Source organism: Streptacidiphilus jeojiensis, assembly GCF_042510965.1.
GTDB lineage: Bacteria > Actinomycetota > Actinomycetes > Streptomycetales > Streptomycetaceae > Streptacidiphilus > Streptacidiphilus jeojiensis.
In genome coordinates, this window is the sequence record NZ_JBEUKS010000021.1 from 72,485 (window position 1) to 89,628 (window position 17,144).

Genomic DNA, 17,144 nt, shown 5'->3' on the forward strand with positions numbered 1-17,144 from the left:
GGGCGAGGGCTCGGCGGATGTTCTCCGCCACTTGGGCGGGCCGGATGGGAGCGGACGTCAGGTTGAACCAGTTGCCGGGGTGGGCCCGTCCCGATTCCACGACGAGCGTGGTTCCAGGGCGTGTCTCGTGCTCGACTGCGTAGCTTTGCGGCCTCCAGCCGTTGCTCTGGCTGTAAGTGCGCTTCCTGCGTACCCGCCATCGATAGGCGACGTCGTCCACGACGATGCGTCTGGACCCCCTTCTGGTCAGTGTCACGGGTGGTCCGCCGCGATGTGGATGTTCTCGATGGCGGGCAGGTGGAGTGGTGGCTCGTCGGTGACCCAGGCGTACTCGAGGCCGGACAGGACGGCGCCGTCATCGACCCACACCAGCAGTTCGCCGATGTACTCCCCGGACGGGTCCAGGACTTGGGCGTCGACGGGTACCAGTCGGGCAGGGAGCGATGCCCGCAATACCGGCTCGCGGACGCGCAGGTCGATGCTGGGTGACCCGGCCACCCAGATGGCTACGACCTCGACGTGGTCGAGTTGGCCACGTAGCGCGGATGCGCCGTCGAAGTCGACGGACAGGATGAGTTCCAGCACGGCACGTTCTGAGACGTTCAGCGGGCGCGGGGTGATCGGGATCGGGGTCATGGCCTCATCATGCACGGCCACGGATCGGCCTCACGGTTCCCAGTTCGCCGGTGGGGGTGGCCCGGCGTGTGCGGGGGCGGGGCGCGCAGTGCGGGACTGCCTCCGTCGATGCTCACAGGTACCGCTAAGATCCGCTGCGGCACCGGTGTCGGACGCCGGAACAGCGGCTACCGTCCCGCTCCGACATCAGGTGTTCCTGACGCTCTCCCACCTATTTGGAAGTGGATGCGCATGCGCCGAAGGGTGCGTTTCATGCGGGCTCCGTTCATACCGCTCATTGCGGCTGCGGTCGGTCTGGCCTCGTTCGTCGTGGTGCCGGCAGCGCGGGCCGCTTCGCCGGGAACCCCTGGGCTGCTGGCCGGTGCGGTCTCTGCTGCTTCGGATACGCAGACCACTGCCACCGAGAACCCGGACGGAACCGACCTCTACCAGGCGACATCCGCAGGTACCGAGGGAAATCAGGGCGAGGTTCCGGCGTGGTCTCCTGACGGCCAGTGGATCGCCTACCAATTCGCATCCGGGGGGATCGAGGCCAGCCACCCCGACGGCACGGACCGGCACGGCGTCTCCGAGGACATGGCCGCCGGACCTGTTTACTCCCGGGACGGCACCGCGATCATCTTCGGTTGCGGGGTGCCGACACAGGGTCAGTACCTGTGCTCCACACCGGCATCCTGGAATCTGGATGCCGAGCACGGGATTGAGAATGTGACCCCTTGGTTCGGGGCCACCACCGGGGCGGACGACAGCCTGCCCACGGTGTCTGCCACTACGGGAACGGTGTACTTCCAGCACGGCAGTCGGACGGCCAGCGCCATCTGGACCGACCACGGCACCCACACACCCGGTCCGCTCATCGCCGACGCGGGCCAGCCGGACATATCGCCCGACGGATCGACGCTGCTCTTCGTCCGCAAGGTCAGCGGCTACGACCAGGTCTTCTCCCAGTCCGCTACGGGCGGGGGCGTCGCAGTACAGCTGACCTCGGGCGCTGCTGACCACGAGGTCCCGAAGTGGACACCGGACGGGCTCGGGCTCGACTACAACCTCGGAGCCCAGACAGTGGCTACGGTGCCGATCGGACACCATCTGGTCCTGGCCACCGGGGCGGACTCGGTCGTCCCGAACGGGCTCTTCGACGTGGTCCAGCAGCCTGTCGGAGCGACCGTCCCGGCCCCCTTCCCGCCGTCACCGGCGGACACTCCTGGTGCGGCCTCGACCTTCCACCCGCTCAACCCCACCCGGGTCCTGGACACCCGCGCCGGTATAGGTACCGGCAAGCCGCGGTCCCCGCTGGCTGCCAAGGCCACCTATGGCCTCCTGCCGTCGGCACTGCCGGTGCCCGCGACCGCGACTGCCGTCGTCCTGAACGTCACGGTCACGCAGCCCAAGGCAGCGGGCTTTCTCAGCGTGTATCCGGGCAACATGAGCCGGCCGACGTCATCGAGCCTCAACTGGACCGCCGGTGAGACGATTCCGAACCAGGTGGTCGTGCCGACTGCGCCGCACGGTGGGATCGACTTCTACAACGGAAGCATCGGCACGACCCATGTCGTCGCCGATGTGTCCGGGTATTTCACTGCCGACACGACCGGTGTCACATACACGGCGACGAACCCGGTGCGGCTCCTCGACACCCGGGTCGCCGTCGGCGTGAGCAGCAAGACTGCGGTCGCCCCGCACGGAACGGTCCGGCTCCAGGTCGCGGGCAAGGGCACGGTGCCGTCCAGCGGTGCGACCGCGGTGGTGCTGAACGTCACGGTCACGGCACCGCGGAGCGGGGGCTTCCTTTCCGCGTACCCGGACGGGGGCAAGCTGCCGACGGCATCCGCACTGAACTGGAGCACCGGCGAGACCATCGCCGACCATGTGACGGTCCCGGTCGGGGCCGACGGCGAGGTCGACCTCTACAACGGGAGCCCGGGCACCGTCCACATCGTGGCCGACCTCTACGGTTTCTACAGCACCAGCCCAGCCGCCTCGGCGTTCCACACCATCGGCCCGGTCCGGTTGCTCGACACCCGGCAGACGCAGACCACGGTCGCGGCGCACGGGAAGGTGGTGTTGGACACGGAGATCGGTCTGGTCCCCAGCGGTGCCACGGCGGTTGTGCTGAATGTGACGGTGACCGACACCCGTGGTGCCGGCTACCTGACCGTCTTCCCCTACGAAGTGGCCCAGCCCAACACGTCGAATCTCGACTGGACCGCAGGCGAGACGATCCCGAACCTGGTGACCGTCCGAGTCGTCGGTGGATACGTGACCTTCACCAACACCGGTAGCGGCACGGTCGATGTGATCGTGGACCTGCTGGGTTACTACCACGCCTGAACGGCCCTTTGAACGGCCCCCGGCGCTACTCCCCGGTGGTGCCGTCCAGGGCTTCGCGGAGGAGGTCTGCGTGGCCGGTGTGGCGGGCGTACTCCTCGATCACGTGCGCCAGGACGAAGCGAACGTCGGTGTCGCCGAACTCCGGGTTGGGCACGATGCGCCCGGGGTCGGCGGTCACGTCCGTGAAGAACTGGCGGGACTCGTCGCAGGCCTTCAGGTAGTCCGCGTAGACCTCGGTGGCCGGGGTGGGGTCGGACTCGTCGTACCACTCCTCGCCCTCGGGGGTGAGGTAGGTGCGGTAGGGGAAGAAGTGCGGCGTCGTCCCGGCCAGGGCCCGCTGGAACCAAGCGCGTTCCACCCCCTGCAGATGGCGCATCAGGCCCAGCAGGGTCAGTGTCGACGTCGGGACGGACCGTTGCCGCAACTGGGCGTCGGAGAGGCCCTGGCACTTCCAGAGGAAGGTCGCCCGGTGGTAGTCGAGGTTCGAGGCGATCACGTCCAACCAGGGGCCTGACAGCACGCGTTCGGGCCGAACGGCCTTCTCCACCACGATGTCGTTCACGGTGTCGTCCATGGCGTCGATCCTCTCCCCGGGTTGCCGGCTTGCATCATATGCAGGAGGTCGGACATGGCTGCCGACCTGCTGCGGCCGGATTGTCAGTGCCGGGTTCTAGGGTTCTGGCAACAGCAGCGAGGCGGACGGGCGCCGTACCCGGACCGATCCTGTGCCTGCTTCCTGTGCCTGCTCCCCGCGCCTGCCACCGAGAGGGTCAACCATGACCGCTGCCGTTGATTCCACCGAGTCGACCACCTACCTGGAGCTTTCCGAGGATGGGGGAGGAGCGCACAAGTTCTACGAGGTGCGGCAGTCGGGCCTGGACGTGACGATCTCCTTCGGTCGGATCGGCGAGCCGGGGCAGACCCGTTCGGCCTCCTATGCCACGGTCGACAAGGCGACTGCCGCCGCTGCACGCAAGGTCGGCGAGAAGGTGCGGAAGGGGTACGCGCCTGCCGTGCGCGGGGTTCGGCAGCGGCGGGCGGTGACCCGGCGCGAGATGGTGAGCAGCCGGTCGACGGCCCGTCAGGCCCCGGTGCTGTGGCGGTTCTCCTCGGGTGCTCCGGCCTTCGGCGTCTTCGTGGGGGAGGAGCACGCCTGGGTCGGCAACCAGCGCGGCGACGTCTTCACGCTGACCCACGACGGGGCGGTGACCGGGCGGTTCGGGCTGCCGGACGGCGTCAAGTGCATTGTTGCTGACGACTTCTGGATCTATGCCGGATGTGACGACGGTCGGGTCTACGACCTGGGCGGCAAGGTGCCGCATGTGGCCTACGAGATAGCCGAGGACGTCGACATCTACTGGCTGGACATCCACGACGGGGTGCTGGGGGTCTCCGACCGGCAGGGCGGGGTCACCACGGTCGACCACGAGGACGAGTTCCAGTGGCGACGCGGCGGACGCGGCAGCCATGCCTGGATGGTGCGCTGCGACGACTCGGGCGTCTACCACGGGGACTCGCACGGGTTGACCAAGTACGGTGCGCGGGACGGGGTCCAGGCGTGGCAGGTCGCGACCGAGGGCGGGGTGCTCTTCGGTTGGCAGGAGCCGACCGAGGTGTTCGCCGGCACCAGCCGTGGCTGGGTGTACCGGCTGGCCAAGGCGGACGGCAGCGAACGTGCCCGCTACCGATGCGATGCCGCGGTCTTCTCCTGCGCCACCTCGCCGGACGGACAGTACGTCTTCGCCGGGGACAACCACTCCTCGGTCTACTGCTTCGCGGCGGACGGCACCCGACTGTGGAAGCTCGGTACCGGCTGCGGCTCCGCGTACTCGATGCAGTTCCGCGACGGTCGGCTCTACATCGTCACCACGGACGGATCGCTGGCCTGCATCGACGCCAGCGAGAACGCGGTGCGGGAGGCGGAGGGCGGCAGGCTCCCGCAGACCACGGACATCAAGGCGACCGGGTGGGAGCGGGTGCTGCCCTCACCCGAGTTGGAGACCACGGTGGCCGGCCCGTCCGGGGTGGCCGACGGGGTGGTCGTGGAGTGCGTCCAGGAGGGTGGCCGGACCCGGATACGCGTCGTCTCGCCCGGCTTCGACCCGACCTGGCGGGTGCAGTTCCCCAAGGACATCCGCGTCCCGGGTGCCAGGTACGTGGTCACCGAGGTACGCGCCTCCGTCCAGGGCTCCTTCTACCGAACCCGGGGGGAGATCAAGCGTCTGCTCTGATCCGGTGGGCTTTGGATCGGGCGGAGTCCGGGGCAACCTTTCCGGGGCTGCGGACCACTGACAGGTCGACAGCGCCGGGCGCCCCGAATCCTTCTGTCGGGTGCAGGCGACGCGGCCTCGTTCCACCACGGGACGGGGCCCCGAGGCTTAGGAACTCCGCTTGTCCTCCCGTGAATCCGAAACCGAGACCGCGACCACGACGGAACCCGCGACCGAAACCCGGAGGTACCGCTCCGGTCGGTCCGTGCACCGCCGTTCCAGGCTCAACCGGCGGGTAGCCCTGGGGGTGGGCGGGCTGATGGTGGCCTCCGGGCTGGCCGCGATCCCGCTCGCGCTGAACGCCAGCGCTGCGACGACCGCGACGGTCACGGTGGCGGCCGGCAGTTCGTTGGGCACGGTCCCGGCCACCGCCTTCGGCCTCAACACCGCCGTGTTCGACCAGTACCTGACCGACAGCAGCGCCACCACCCTGATGAAGGCCGCCGGCGTCACCCAGCTGCGCTACCCCGGCGGCAGTTACTCGGACATGTACCACTGGAAGACCAACACCGTCGACGGCAGCGGCTACGTCGCGCCCAACACCGACTTCGACCACTTCATGGCCACCGCGAAGAGCGTCGGCGCCGATCCGATGGTGATCGCGAACTACGGGGACGGCACCGCGGCGGAGGCGGCGGCCTGGGTGAGCTACGCCAATGTCACCAAGGGCTACGGCGTCAAGCACTGGGAGATCGGGAACGAGGTCTACGGCAACGGGCACTACGGCTCCGCCTGGGAAAACGACACCCATGCCGACAAGAGCCCCACCGCCTACGCCAATGCCGTGGTCGCCTATGCCAAGGCCATGAAGGCGGTGGATCCCACCGTCAAGATCGGGGCGGTGCTGACCACGCCGGGCAACTGGCCGGACGGGATCGTCGCCTCCGGTGACAGCGCCGACTGGAACAACACCGTGCTCTCCATCGCCGGCGGTTCCATCGACTTCGTCTCGCTGCACTGGTACCCGACCGCGAGCAGTACCGCCGCGCTGCTGCGGACGCCGACCGCCATCGCCGGTGCCACCAGTACCGTCAAGGCCCTGATCGCCAAGTACACCAGCAGGAGCGTGGCGGTCTCGGTGACCGAGACCGACGGGCTCAACTCGCCGGCGCGCACCAGCCAGGCTGCGGCGCTGTTCGCGCCGGACACCTACATGACCTGGCTGGAGCAGGGGATCAACGCCGTCGACTGGTGGGACCTGCACAACGGCGCAGGTGCGGTGACCACGGTGGACGGTCAGACCGACTACAAGGACGAAGGCGTCCTGTCCAACGGCTCCTGCGGCTCGGGAGGCGTCTGCGAACCCGCGCACGAGACGCCCTTCCCCACCTACTTCGGCCTGAAGTCCCTGACGGCGCTGGCCTCGCCGGGTGACACCATGGTCAAGGCGAGTTCGACCAGCACTCTGGTCGGGGTGCACGCGGTGAAGGCCGCGGACGGCGGGCTGAACGTCATGCTGATCAACAAGTCCCCGGACACCGCGGCCACCGTCGGACTGGCCTACACCGGCTACACCCCGGCCTCGGGCGGCGTCACCACCGTCACCTACCTGAAGAACGGCACCGCGCTCACGACTGCCGTCCAGGGAACGGCAACGCTGCAGACGCTGCCGGCGTACTCGATCACCACGCTGAAGCTGGCCCCGTCCAGCGGGACCGCGGCCTCCGCCTCAGCCTCCGCCTCAGCCTCGGCCTCCGCATCGGCCTCGGCGGCCCCCACGGCGACGGGCAAGGCTTCCGCAACGGCCACCGCGACCACCGCTGCTACCTGCAAGGTCGCGTACACCACCAACGACTGGGGCAGTGGGTTCACCGCCTCGGTGACCGTCACCAACACCGGTACCAGTGCGCTCAACGGATGGAGGGTCAGTTACACCTACACGGGCAACCAGACCCTGAGCGGCACCGGCTGGAACGGCACCTGGTCGCAGAGCGGCAGGACCGTCACCATCGCCAACGCCGGCTGGAACGGGTCGCTCGCGGTCGGCGGCAGCGCCACCGCCGGTGCCAACTTCGGCTACAGCGGCAGCAATGCTGCACCGACGGCCTTCGCGGTGAACGGAACTGCCTGCAGCACTGTGTGACGGCTGGTCAGGCAGTTTGTTGGAGCGAGCCTGCGGTGATGACGCCGTTCTGCACCGTGTAGGTGCCGGCGTAGTCGGCGGTGGAGCCGTCGGTGTGGACGGCGTGCAGGTGGACGTCGGCAGTGTCGCCGCTCTCGCTGTCGATGGTGATGGTGTCGTTGCTGGTGGTGGCGAAGCCGTTGGCGAAGGAGGAGTAGCTGCCGCCGAGGTTCTTGCCGCCCAGGTTCCACGCCGTGCGATAGTCGTGGGCGTTGATCGCGGCGTAGTAGGCCCTGACCGTGGCGCCGGGGCCCGGGGTCGGCTTGGCCGAGGACGGCGCCGCGGTGGTCGGCGGGGGCGTGGGCGGGGGCGTCGGCGTGGGGCTGGGGCTGAGCGTGGCTGATGCCGATGGGCTCGGTTGGGCCGATGTGCTGGTCCCGCCCGACGGTCCGGCGGAAGGCGGCGCGCTCTGCGCGGTGTTGTGGTGCGCGCCGCCGAGCCTGGTGGCGGCGAACGCCAGGCCGCCGCCGATCAGGGCGGCCAGCAGCGCCATGGAGCAGACCAGGATCCAGGTGCGGCGCCTGCGCGAGTCCGGTCCGCTGGGTCCGCCGGGGCCGTGCGGGCCGCCGGGGAAGCCGCCCGGGGGAGGGTTCGACCAGGTGGGGCTCGGCGGGGTCGGGTACCCGTACGCCGGTGGGTAGGCCGGACCGTACCCCTGGGCGGGCGGCGGACCGGGGACCTGGGTCGGCGGGTAGCTCGGCAGCGGCGGGGGCTGCATCGGGGTCGGTGGGGTCGACTGCGTGGGGTAGGTGGAGCGGTCGTCCCCGGGTGGGAGGGGGCTCGCGGCTGCCGCCCCGGCGGCTGCACCCGCTGCCGCACCGCCGACGACGCCGGGGCCGCCCACGCCGGGGCCGTACCCCGGTGGAGGCGGGGGCGGGACCGCTGTCGCGGTGGCCGGTGTGTGGCCCTGCGCCACCTCCTCCAGCATGCGCAGCGCCTGCTCGCCGGTGGCGCGCTCGGCCGGGTCCTTGCGCAGCAGGGCCTCGAGCACCGGGGTGAGCGGCCCGGCGTTGCGGGGCTCGGGCAGGGGATCGGTGATCACCGCCTGCAGGGTGCCGATGGTGGAGCTGCGCAGGAACGGGGACTGCCCCTCGACCGCCGCGTAGAGCGTGGCGCCCAGTGACCAGAGGTCCGACTCCGGCCCCGGTCGGCGGCCGGCGACCCGTTCCGGCGCCAGGTAGTCCGGCGAGCCGACGATCTGTCCGGTCCGGGTGAGCCCGCTGCCGCCCTCGAACAGGGCGATGCCGAAGTCGGTGAGCACCACCCGCCCGACCCGGTCGACCAGTACGTTGGCTGGCTTGACGTCGCGGTGCAGCACCCCGAGCCGGTGCCCCTGGCCCAACGCCGCAAGGACCTGCGCGCCGACCCTGGCGGCGTCCCGCGGCAGCAGCGTGCCCTCGTCGGTGATGATCTCGGCGAGGGAGCGGCCGTCGATCAGCTCCATCACGATCCACGGTCGGCCGTCCTGCTCGACCACATCGTGAATGGTGATCACATTGGGGTGGCCGATCCGGGCCGCCGCCCGTGCCTCCTGCTTCATCCGCGAGTGGAGGGTCTCCAGCTCCTCGGCCGGAAGCCCGCCGACATTGAGCTCCTTGACCGCGACCTCACGGTCGAGCAACTGGTCGTGGGCCCGCCACACGATGCCCATGCCGCCCCGCCCGAGCCGGTCTCCCAGCAGGTAGCGGCCGACCAGCAGCCGCACAGGGCCTTCCGCTGGTGTCTGATCCGACGAGTGAGTGGTCATCAGTCGCGCCCCCCGGCACCGGTCCTCAACGGACGGACTCCCAGTCTGGCAGCTCACCCCGGCGCCCCGCTCCCCCTCGGCGAACAACGCCGCAAATCCGACGCGACGGGGTAACCGAGAAATTTCGGCAGCGGCGGTCACAGTCGGACGAGGAGCTGTGTCCAACCCTGTGAAGGCAGTTTTCGCGAGGGAGGAACGGCACCATGGCCAGCATCGAGGTACTGGACTCGTTCATGAACTACCGGGACACCGACACCGACACCGGGGCCGGAACCGGGGCCGGAACCGCGCAGGGAACCGTGCCGGTGGTGTTCCTGCACGGCAACCCCACCTCGTCGTACCTGTGGCGGAATGTGATTCCGCAGGTGGTGGGGGAGGCCAGGTGCCTGGCGCCGGATCTGATCGGGATGGGGGAGTCGGGCAAGCCCGAGCTGGGCTACCGGCTCGCCGACCACGTCCGCTACCTGGACGCCTGGTTCGAGGCGCTGGGGCTGGACGAGGTGGTGATCGTCGGGCACGACTGGGGCGGGACGCTGGGCATGGACTGGGCGGCCCGGCATCCGGGGCGGGTCCGCGGAGTAGCGGTCGTGGAGACGTTCCTGCGGCCGATGCAGTGGGAGGAGATGCCGCCGCAGGGGGCGGAGCTGTTCCGGGGCTTCCGCTCGCCGAAGGGCGAGGAGACCATCCTGGAGAACAACCTGTTCATCGAGTTCAACCTGCCGCGCGGGGTGGCCGGCGGGCTGGCGCCGAGCGACCACGACGTCTACCGGGCGCCGTTCCTGGAGCCGGCCTCGCGCAGGCCGATCCTGGCCTGGACCCGCGAACTGCCGCTGGGCGGTGAACCCGCCGACGTGGTGGCGGTGGTGGAGCGGTACCGCCGCTGGATGGCGGACTCGCCCGAGGTGCCGAAGCTGCTCATGGCCGTGGACAACGGTGTGGGGCTGGGCTCTCCCGAGATGATCGCCCAGGCTGCGGCGGACTTCGCCAGTGCCGAGGTGGTGTCGGTCGGACCGGGCGGCCACCACATTCCGGAGGACCAGCCGGAGGCGATCGGCACCGCGGTCGCCGACTGGATCCGGCGGCACGCGCTGACCGCGGCGACGGCAGGGACGGCCGGCGCGGCAAGCGCAGCCAGCGCGGCCAGCACAGCCGGCACGGCAAGCACGAAAGAGACGACAATGGCGCCATGACCGTTGAGAGCACAGGCAGTTCGGAGGCCGCCGACGAGGTGGAGCTGGTGGCGCGGGCGGTCGACGGTGACCGGGCGGCGCTGGAGGAGGTCATCCGCCGGCTCCAGGACCCCCTCTACCGGCTGGCGCTGCGGATGGCCTGGCGACCGTCCGACGCGGAGGACGCGGTCCAGGAGATCCTGATCCGGGTGGTGACCCGGTTGGCGACCTGGCGTGCCGAGGCGAGACTGCTCACCTGGGCGTACCGGGTCGGCGTCAACTACCTGCTCAATCTGCGTCGGCAGACCCCGCAGGAGGCCCGACAGCTCAGCCTGGACGAGTTCCGGGACGGTCTGGCCGACGGGCTGGCGGAGGAGGACTACCGGGGGCCGGAGGCCGCGCTGCTGGCCGAGGAGGTGCGGCTCTCCTGCACCCAGGCGGTGCTGCAGTGCCTGGAGCGCGACGAGCGGATCGCGTTCGTGCTGACGGACGTCTTCGAACTGTCGTCCGCCGAGGCCGCCTGGATCCTCGAGGTCAGTCCGGCCGCGTACCGCAAGCGGCTGGAGCGGGCGCGGCGTCGGATCCGGACGTTCATGGACTCCACCTGCGGTCTGGTCAATGCGGAGGCGTTCTGCCGCTGCGCCCGGCGGGTGCCGAAGGCGCTCGCCCTCGGCCGGATCGATCCGGCCCGACCGGTGTTCGCGGTGCATCCGGTCAGCCCCTCGGGCCGCGGCGTCGCCGAGGCCGCGGCCCAACTCGGCCGACTGCACGACGCCGCAGCGGTGCTGCGCGCCCATCCCGACTATGCGGCGCCCCAGCAGAAGGTCGATGCGATCGGGGCGCTGCTCAGGTCGGGACGGTTTCCGCTGCTGGAGTGAGTGAACGGGTCAACTCCCCTCCCTCAGCAGGGTGTCGACCAGCTCGCGGGGCAGGCCGTGGGTGCCGTGCAGGTAGTCGTACTCGTCGCCGGTCAGCGGTCCGGTGCCGACGCGGCCGGAGAAGCCCTGGCGGGAGAGGACGGTGCGGCCGCGCTCCAGCAGCCCGGTGAAGCGCTGCTCCTCGTCGAGCAGCACCGAGCGCACCGAGCGCACCGAGCGCACCGAGCGCACCGAGCCGACCCCGCCCTGCTGCCCCTGCTGCCGGAAGTGCTGCCGGGTGTGTTCCAGCAGCTCGTCCGGCAGGTCGGAGAGGGTGCGCGAGGAGTCGTCGCGCCACAGCACGGTGAGTACCCGCCGCAGCAGCCGGCGCAGCACGTAGCCGCGGCCGCTGTTGGACGGGAGGACGCCGTCGCCGACGACCACGATCCCGGAGCGGAGGTGGTCGCAGACCAGCCGCAGCGACGGTTCGTCCAGGTCGTCCCACAGGTCCGGGACGGTGCGCATCCACGGTTCGAAGACGTCGCACTCGTAGACCGAGCGCTTGCCCTGCAGCAGGGTGACCAGCCGCTCCAGTCCCATGCCGGTGTCCACGCTCGGCCGGTCCAGGGGCACCAGACTGCCGTCGGGGTGGCGGTGGTAACGCATCGTCACGTGGTTCCACACCTCCACCCAGCGCGGATCGGTGGTCGGGGTGGACTGCTGCGGGGGCGGGCCCTCGCCGGTCCACACGAAGATCTCCGAGTCGGGGCCGCAGGGCCCGGTGGGGCCGTTGGACCACCAGTTGTCCTCCGTGGTCAGCTCCACCGGGACGCCGAGGTCGCCCCAGGTGCGCAGTGATTCGGTGTCCGGGCCGACCTGCCCGTCGCCGCCGAAGACGGTGGTGTGCAGCCGGTCCGGGCGGATGCCGAAGCCGTCGCGCAGCAGCTCGTAGCCCCAGCGGAGGCTCTGCGGGCCGTCGTAGTCACCGAGCGACCAGGAGCCCAGCATCTCGAACACGGTCAGATGGGTGCCGTCGCCGACCTCGTCCAGGTCGGTGGTGCGCAGGCAGCGTTGCAGGTTGACGAGACGGGTTCCCCCGGGGTGCGGGAGTCCCTCCAGGTAGGGGGTCAGCGGGTGCATGCCGGAGGTGGTGAAGAGCACCGGGTCCCCGGGCGGCGGGATCAGGGTGTCGCCGGTGAGCTGTCGGTGGCCGCGGTCGCGGTAGAAGTCGATGAAGGTGTTGACGGTCCGGTCGGTGTCCATGGCGGTGGACCCTTCGGGTCATGGGACCGGAGCGGGCCGTGCGGGCAGACCGTGGAGCACGGGCTGCGGCGATGGATGGTCGGCGGACGACGCACCGGCGGCCGTTTCCGGTCGCCGGTGGAGGAGGGGATGAGGTCAGGCTGCGGCGGCCGGCGAGCGGGTAGCTCGTGCGGCTGCGGCGGTGCTGCGCTGGGTGACCTCCATGACGTCAACGGTAACAGGGGCCATTGCGGTGCCGCCGGGGATATCCGGGCGGGGCGGCGGTGCCACGCCGGTCGTCGGTGCCGGTCGTCGGTGCTGGCCGTCGGTCGGTACCGGCAGTCGGTGCGGGCGGTTTGAACTGGTGATCGCTCTTGGCCGTCGGTGCGGGCAGTCGGTGCTGGTCGCTCGTGCCTGTTGTCCCACCGGGTCACGTCGCTGGAGCGGTCCGAAGGGACGGCGGTCGTGGGGCCCCCCCGGGGGGCCACGACCGAGCCGCGGCTGTGGTCACCCCCGTGGGCCACTGCCGGGCGTCGAACCGCCGGCGCGGTTCGACCGGGTGCAGGGGGCACGTCCGGTATGGACCCGAAGGTCCCCGATTTCGGCCTGTGCGCCCCCACACGCCCTTTCCGTGGGCATTACACTTCCATCCGGCCGTGGCGTCTGCGTGGCGTCAGCAGGGGCGGAACCGACGACAGAGAATCTCCGGTGGACGAAAAGATGCCAGACGCAGCGTCGCAGATCCGTTTCGGGCTGCTCGGTCCGGTGTCCGTCGACCTGGACGGGGTCGTGGTGGGTATCCCCGCGAGCCGCCAGCGCATCCTGCTGGCAGCCCTGCTGCTGCGGGCCAACCACACCGTGGACACGGCGGAACTCGCCGACCAGGTCTGGGACGGCAAGCCGCCGACCGCCGCGACGACCACGCTGCGCAGCTACATGATGCGGCTGCGGCGCACCCTCGGTCCGGTGGCCGGGGCGCGGCTGCTGACCCGGGCCCCGGGCTACCGGGTTGAGCTGCTCGACGACGCCGAGCTGGACCTGCTGCGGTTCGACGCACTGCGCCGGCGCGGCCAGGGCGCGGCCGCCCGGCTGGACTGGACCGGTGCGGCGGCGGACCTCAGGGCCGCACTCGGCCTGTGGCGCGGCGCCGCCCTGGAGGACGTGCCGGCCGGTGTGCTGAAGGACCGTGAGATACCCAGCCTGCAGGAGGGCCTGATCCAGGCCCACGAGCTGCTGGCCCGGTCCGACCTCGAACTCGGGCACCCCGGCGAGGCGTTGGCGCGGGTGCTGCGGCTGCAGTCCGAGCACCCGTACCGTGAGCAGCTCTCCTGCCTGCTGATGCGGGCCCAGTTCGCCGCGGGCCGACCGACCGAGGCGCTGGACGAGTTCGCCAGGCTGCGCCGCAGCCTGGTCGACGAGCTCGGTGTCGAACCGGGCCCGCACAGCCGGGCGTTGCAGGCTGCGATCCTGGCCGGGGCACCGCTGCCGCCCTGGCCGCTGGACGCGGGCGCGGCCCCCACGGAGAACGCACTGGGGACCGGACCGGGTGCGAGCGCAGGGACCGGCCCGGGAACCGCCGCGGGAACCCCGTCCGGGCCCGCGGTGCTGGACCGGCCCGCCGTCCCCGCCCAACTTCCGGGCGGACTGCGCGACTTCACCGGCAGGGCGGGTCAGGTCGACGCCCTGTGCGAGGCGCTGACCGGCGCGCTGCCGCCGGACGCCCCGGGCGGCGTCGGCACGGCCGCGCTGTGCCTGGTCTCCGGGGCCGGCGGGGTCGGCAAGACCACCCTCGCGGTGCGGGTGGCGCACCAGGTCGCGGCCGGCTTCCCGGACGGGCAGCTCTTCCTGGACCTGCGCGGCTCGGGCCGCCGTCCGCTGGCGCCCGCGGACGCGCTCTCCTCCTTCCTGCGCGCCCTCGGCGTCCCCGACGCGTCGATCCCGCGCGACGAGCAGGAGCGGGAGGCGCTCTACCGGAGCCACCTGGCCACCCGGCGCGTCCTGCTGCTGCTGGACGACGTCCGCGACGCCGCGCAGCTGCGCCCGCTGCTGCCGGGATCGGCGGGCTGCGGCGTGCTGGCGACCAGCCGCAGCCGCTGCGCCACCCTGAGCGTCTCCGTCCGCACCGAACTCGGGGCGCTGGAGCGGAACGAGGCCGAGGCGCTGTTCGCGGCGATCGTGGGAGCCGCCCGGGCGCTCGCCGAACCGGAGGCGGTGACGCGCATCCTGGACGCCTGCGACATGCACCCGCTGGCCGTCCGGATCGCCGCGGCGCGCCTGGTCGCGCGTCCCGACTGGTCCGCGGCCTCGCTGGCGGACCGGTTGGCGGAGCGGCGCGGCCGGCTGCACGAGCTGGTGGTGGACGACCTCGGCGTCCGGGTCTCCTTCGGGCTCAGCTACGACACCCTGGCCGGGGCCGACTGCGAGCTGGACCGGGAGGCCGCCCGGGTGTTCCGGCTGCTCGGCCTGTGGCAGGGCGGGGAGATCGGCCTGGCTGCCGTCGCCGCCCTGGCCGACCGCAGCGTCGACGCCACCCGGCAGGCGCTGGACCGGCTCGCCGACATCCACTTCGTGCGCGAGCCCAGGGCCGGCCGGTTCGCCGTCCACGACCTGCTGCACCTCTTCGCCCGGGAGCTGGTCGCCGGGGAGCTGTTCGCGGGGTCGGAGCCCGAGCTGCGGCCCGGCACCGAGGGGTACGCCGCGGTGGAGCGGCTCGGCACCTGGTACCTGCACGCCGCCTACCAGGCCATGGAGCTGTACAAGCCCGAGCGCCGGCGGTTCGACCTCTCCGAGGCGCCGGAGCCGGACCCGGACACCGCGCTGCGCTTCGACTCCTACGCCGACGCGCTCGCCTGGCTGGACCTGGAGCAGGGCAACCTGCACGCGGTCACCGTCCAGGTGGGCGAGCTGCGGATGGAGGCGCTGGCGCAGCTGATCCCCATGGAGACGCTGCACCACCTGCTGCACCGCCGGGAGCTGGACATCGTGGTGGAGACCCAGACGATCAGTCTGGAGAGCGCCCGCCGTACCGGCCGGCTGGAGCACGAGGCGTCCTCCTACAACAGCATCGCCCACGCCCACATGGAGCTGAAGCAGATCGACGAGGCGCTGGCCGCCGCCCACGCGGCCCTGGAGATCCACACCCGGCTCGGCGACGTGCCCGGGCGGGCCGCCGCCAACGAGTCCATCGCGATGACCTACTACTTCGCCGGGCGGCACGAGGACGCCCTGCCCTGGTTCGAACGGGCGCTGCCGCTGCGCCGGGAGGCTGCGCACCCCTTCGGGCTGCTGGCGACCCTCAACAACGTGGGCCTGCTCTACCTGGAGCTCGGCCGGGCCGAGGAGGCGGTGCAGGCGTTCCAGGAGTCCATCCCGATTGCCCGCCAGGCCGACTCCGTCATCGGACTGGGCGCGGGGCAGCTCAATCTGGGCGAGGCCTATCTGGCGCTGGGCCGGCTGCCCGAGGCGATGGCGTCGCTGCGCGAGGCCATCGCGACCGGCCGCGACTGCGACGACCCGCAGATGGTGGGCAATTCGCTCAGCCTGCTCGGCGACGCGCTCACGTCGACCGGGGAGCCCGACGAGGCGCTGCCGGCCTGGGAGGAGGCCGCCGAGTGGTACGACCGCCTCGGCGAGCCGGAGACCGCGGCCGGACTGCGCCGCCGGGTGGCCGAGGCACGGGCGGAGGGGTGAGGACGGCGGCCCGGACGCCTGATGGCGGCAGCCCGCGCCTGATGGCGGCAGCCGTGACGGCGGCTGGGGACCGGCTGCTGCCGGCCCGGATGGCCCAGGTCACAGCAGGGGCGGTCCGGAGGGCGCAAAGCCAAGATCAACACCCACGGGCGGCTGATCCCCGTTGACGCTGTGTCGACAATGTGGGGCAGCTCACCAGGGTCGGCGTGTGGCCCGGGCCACAAAGCGGCGCCGGATTCGGCGGCCGGGCCCGGAATACGGCCCCCGACTGATGATCGATACCAGCGGTAACAGCACTCTGACCTGGGACTTGTCCAAAATGTTTGAATCGTCGCCGGTAGTTGCCTAGCTTCGAAGACGTGCACTGAGCACCCCCCGGGTTCGCCCACCCAGTGGTCCCCCTCCGCTCCGAGCGGCGGCCAGGACCGGAGGGCACCGGGACAGCAACGGTGACCACGCCCCTGTCGCGTGGACCGACTGTCCGCACCACCTCACGACACCCGCCAGGCCGAGCGCGCTCCCGCGCGTTCTTCCGGCCTGCCAGGTGCTTCGCCCCGGGGCCTGTCGAAAGGGATTTGATGAACTTCCGCACCCCCGCCAACGCTGCCCGCAACACCGCCGGTACCGGTCGTCGCCGTAACCGGATGCGGGTCGCGCTGGCCACCGGTGTGCTGGTCGCCGCTCCGGTGGCCGGTCTGGTCACCGCCACCACTGCTTCTGCCGCCGACACGTCCACCTGGGACGCCGTGGCGCAGTGCGAGAGCACCGGTAACTGGAGCATCAACACCGGCAACGGCTACTACGGTGGCCTGCAGTTCTCCGCCTCCACCTGGGCCGCCTACGGTGGCACCCAGTACGCCGCCACCGCCGACCAGGCCACCAAGGCCCAGCAGATCTCCGTGGCCGAGCAGGTCCTGGCCTCCCAGGGCCCCGGCGCCTGGCCGGTCTGCGGCCCGGCCGCCGGTCTCTGACCGACGCCCGGTCCCTGACCGCGCGCACCGCGCACTGAGCACCGCCCGAGCGGCGCATCCCGAAACCGGGGTGCGCCGCTCTCGCGTGTCCGCTGGCAGGATGTACAGG

10 protein-coding genes and 1 pseudogene are annotated in these 17,144 nt (G+C 71.3%); 7 read left to right on the forward strand and 4 right to left on the reverse strand.

Going from position 1 to position 17,144, the window contains the following annotated elements; all coding sequences use genetic code 11:
• Positions 1-252: 252 nt before the first annotated feature.
• Positions 253-636 (reverse strand): hypothetical protein, encoded by a 384-nt coding sequence (locus ABUW04_RS37995; protein ID WP_380568856.1) that lies wholly within the window; start codon positions 634-636, stop codon positions 253-255.
• Positions 637-888: 252 nt separating this feature from the next.
• Here ABUW04_RS37995 and ABUW04_RS38000 point away from each other — a divergent pair, with 252 nt between their 5' ends.
• Positions 889-2,967 carry a TolB family protein gene (locus tag ABUW04_RS38000; RefSeq protein ID WP_380568858.1) on the forward strand — a complete coding sequence of 693 codons (2,079 nt, stop codon included), beginning with the start codon at positions 889-891 and terminating at the stop codon, positions 2,965-2,967.
• Positions 2,968-2,992: 25 nt separating this feature from the next.
• Here the strand turns inward: ABUW04_RS38000 and ABUW04_RS38005 are convergent, their stop codons facing one another.
• Positions 2,993-3,541, reverse strand: coding sequence for a DinB family protein (locus ABUW04_RS38005; RefSeq protein ID WP_380568859.1), 549 nt, complete (start codon positions 3,539-3,541; stop codon positions 2,993-2,995).
• Between the two features lie 202 nt (positions 3,542-3,743).
• Between ABUW04_RS38005 and ABUW04_RS38010 the strand changes: the two genes are divergently transcribed.
• Positions 3,744-5,198 (forward strand): WGR domain-containing protein, encoded by a 1,455-nt coding sequence (locus ABUW04_RS38010; RefSeq protein WP_380568860.1) that lies wholly within the window; start codon positions 3,744-3,746, stop codon positions 5,196-5,198.
• A 244-nt stretch (positions 5,199-5,442) separates the two neighbouring features.
• Entirely contained in the window at positions 5,443-7,320 is a 1,878-nt protein-coding gene (locus ABUW04_RS38015) for a cellulose binding domain-containing protein (protein WP_380568861.1), read from the forward strand.
• A 7-nt stretch (positions 7,321-7,327) separates the two neighbouring features.
• Here ABUW04_RS38015 and ABUW04_RS38020 read toward each other — a convergent pair whose 3' ends face one another.
• Positions 7,328-9,064, reverse strand: coding sequence for a serine/threonine-protein kinase (locus ABUW04_RS38020; RefSeq protein WP_380568863.1), 1,737 nt, complete (start codon positions 9,062-9,064; stop codon positions 7,328-7,330).
• A 245-nt stretch (positions 9,065-9,309) separates the two neighbouring features.
• On the opposite strand from ABUW04_RS38020, the gene ABUW04_RS38025 reads away from it, so the two are divergent.
• Entirely contained in the window at positions 9,310-10,296 is a 987-nt protein-coding gene (locus ABUW04_RS38025) for a haloalkane dehalogenase (RefSeq protein WP_380568864.1), read from the forward strand.
• On the forward strand, positions 10,293-11,153 hold the full coding sequence (locus tag ABUW04_RS38030; protein ID WP_380568865.1) for an RNA polymerase sigma factor: 861 nt from the start codon (positions 10,293-10,295) through the stop codon (positions 11,151-11,153). The genes ABUW04_RS38025 and ABUW04_RS38030 overlap by 4 nt, the downstream gene beginning before the upstream one ends.
• A gap of 9 nt (positions 11,154-11,162) precedes the next feature.
• Here ABUW04_RS38030 and ABUW04_RS38035 read toward each other — a convergent pair whose 3' ends face one another.
• The gene (locus ABUW04_RS38035; RefSeq protein ID WP_380568866.1) at positions 11,163-12,395 is read right to left on the reverse strand and encodes an alanine--tRNA ligase-related protein; all 1,233 of its coding nucleotides are present in this window, start codon (positions 12,393-12,395) and stop codon (positions 11,163-11,165) included.
• 699 nt (positions 12,396-13,094) lie between these two features.
• On the opposite strand from ABUW04_RS38035, the gene ABUW04_RS38040 reads away from it, so the two are divergent.
• Together ABUW04_RS38040 and ABUW04_RS38045 are read left to right on the forward strand one after the other, a co-directional pair.
• A complete protein-coding gene (locus tag ABUW04_RS38040) occupies positions 13,095-16,064 on the forward strand; it encodes an AfsR/SARP family transcriptional regulator (protein WP_380568867.1) in 2,970 nt (989 codons plus the stop codon).
• 578 nt (positions 16,065-16,642) lie between these two features.
• Positions 16,643-17,017, forward strand: a pseudogene (locus tag ABUW04_RS38045) (transglycosylase family protein); the annotation flags it as partial.
• Between the last annotated feature and the right edge of the window lie 127 nt (positions 17,018-17,144).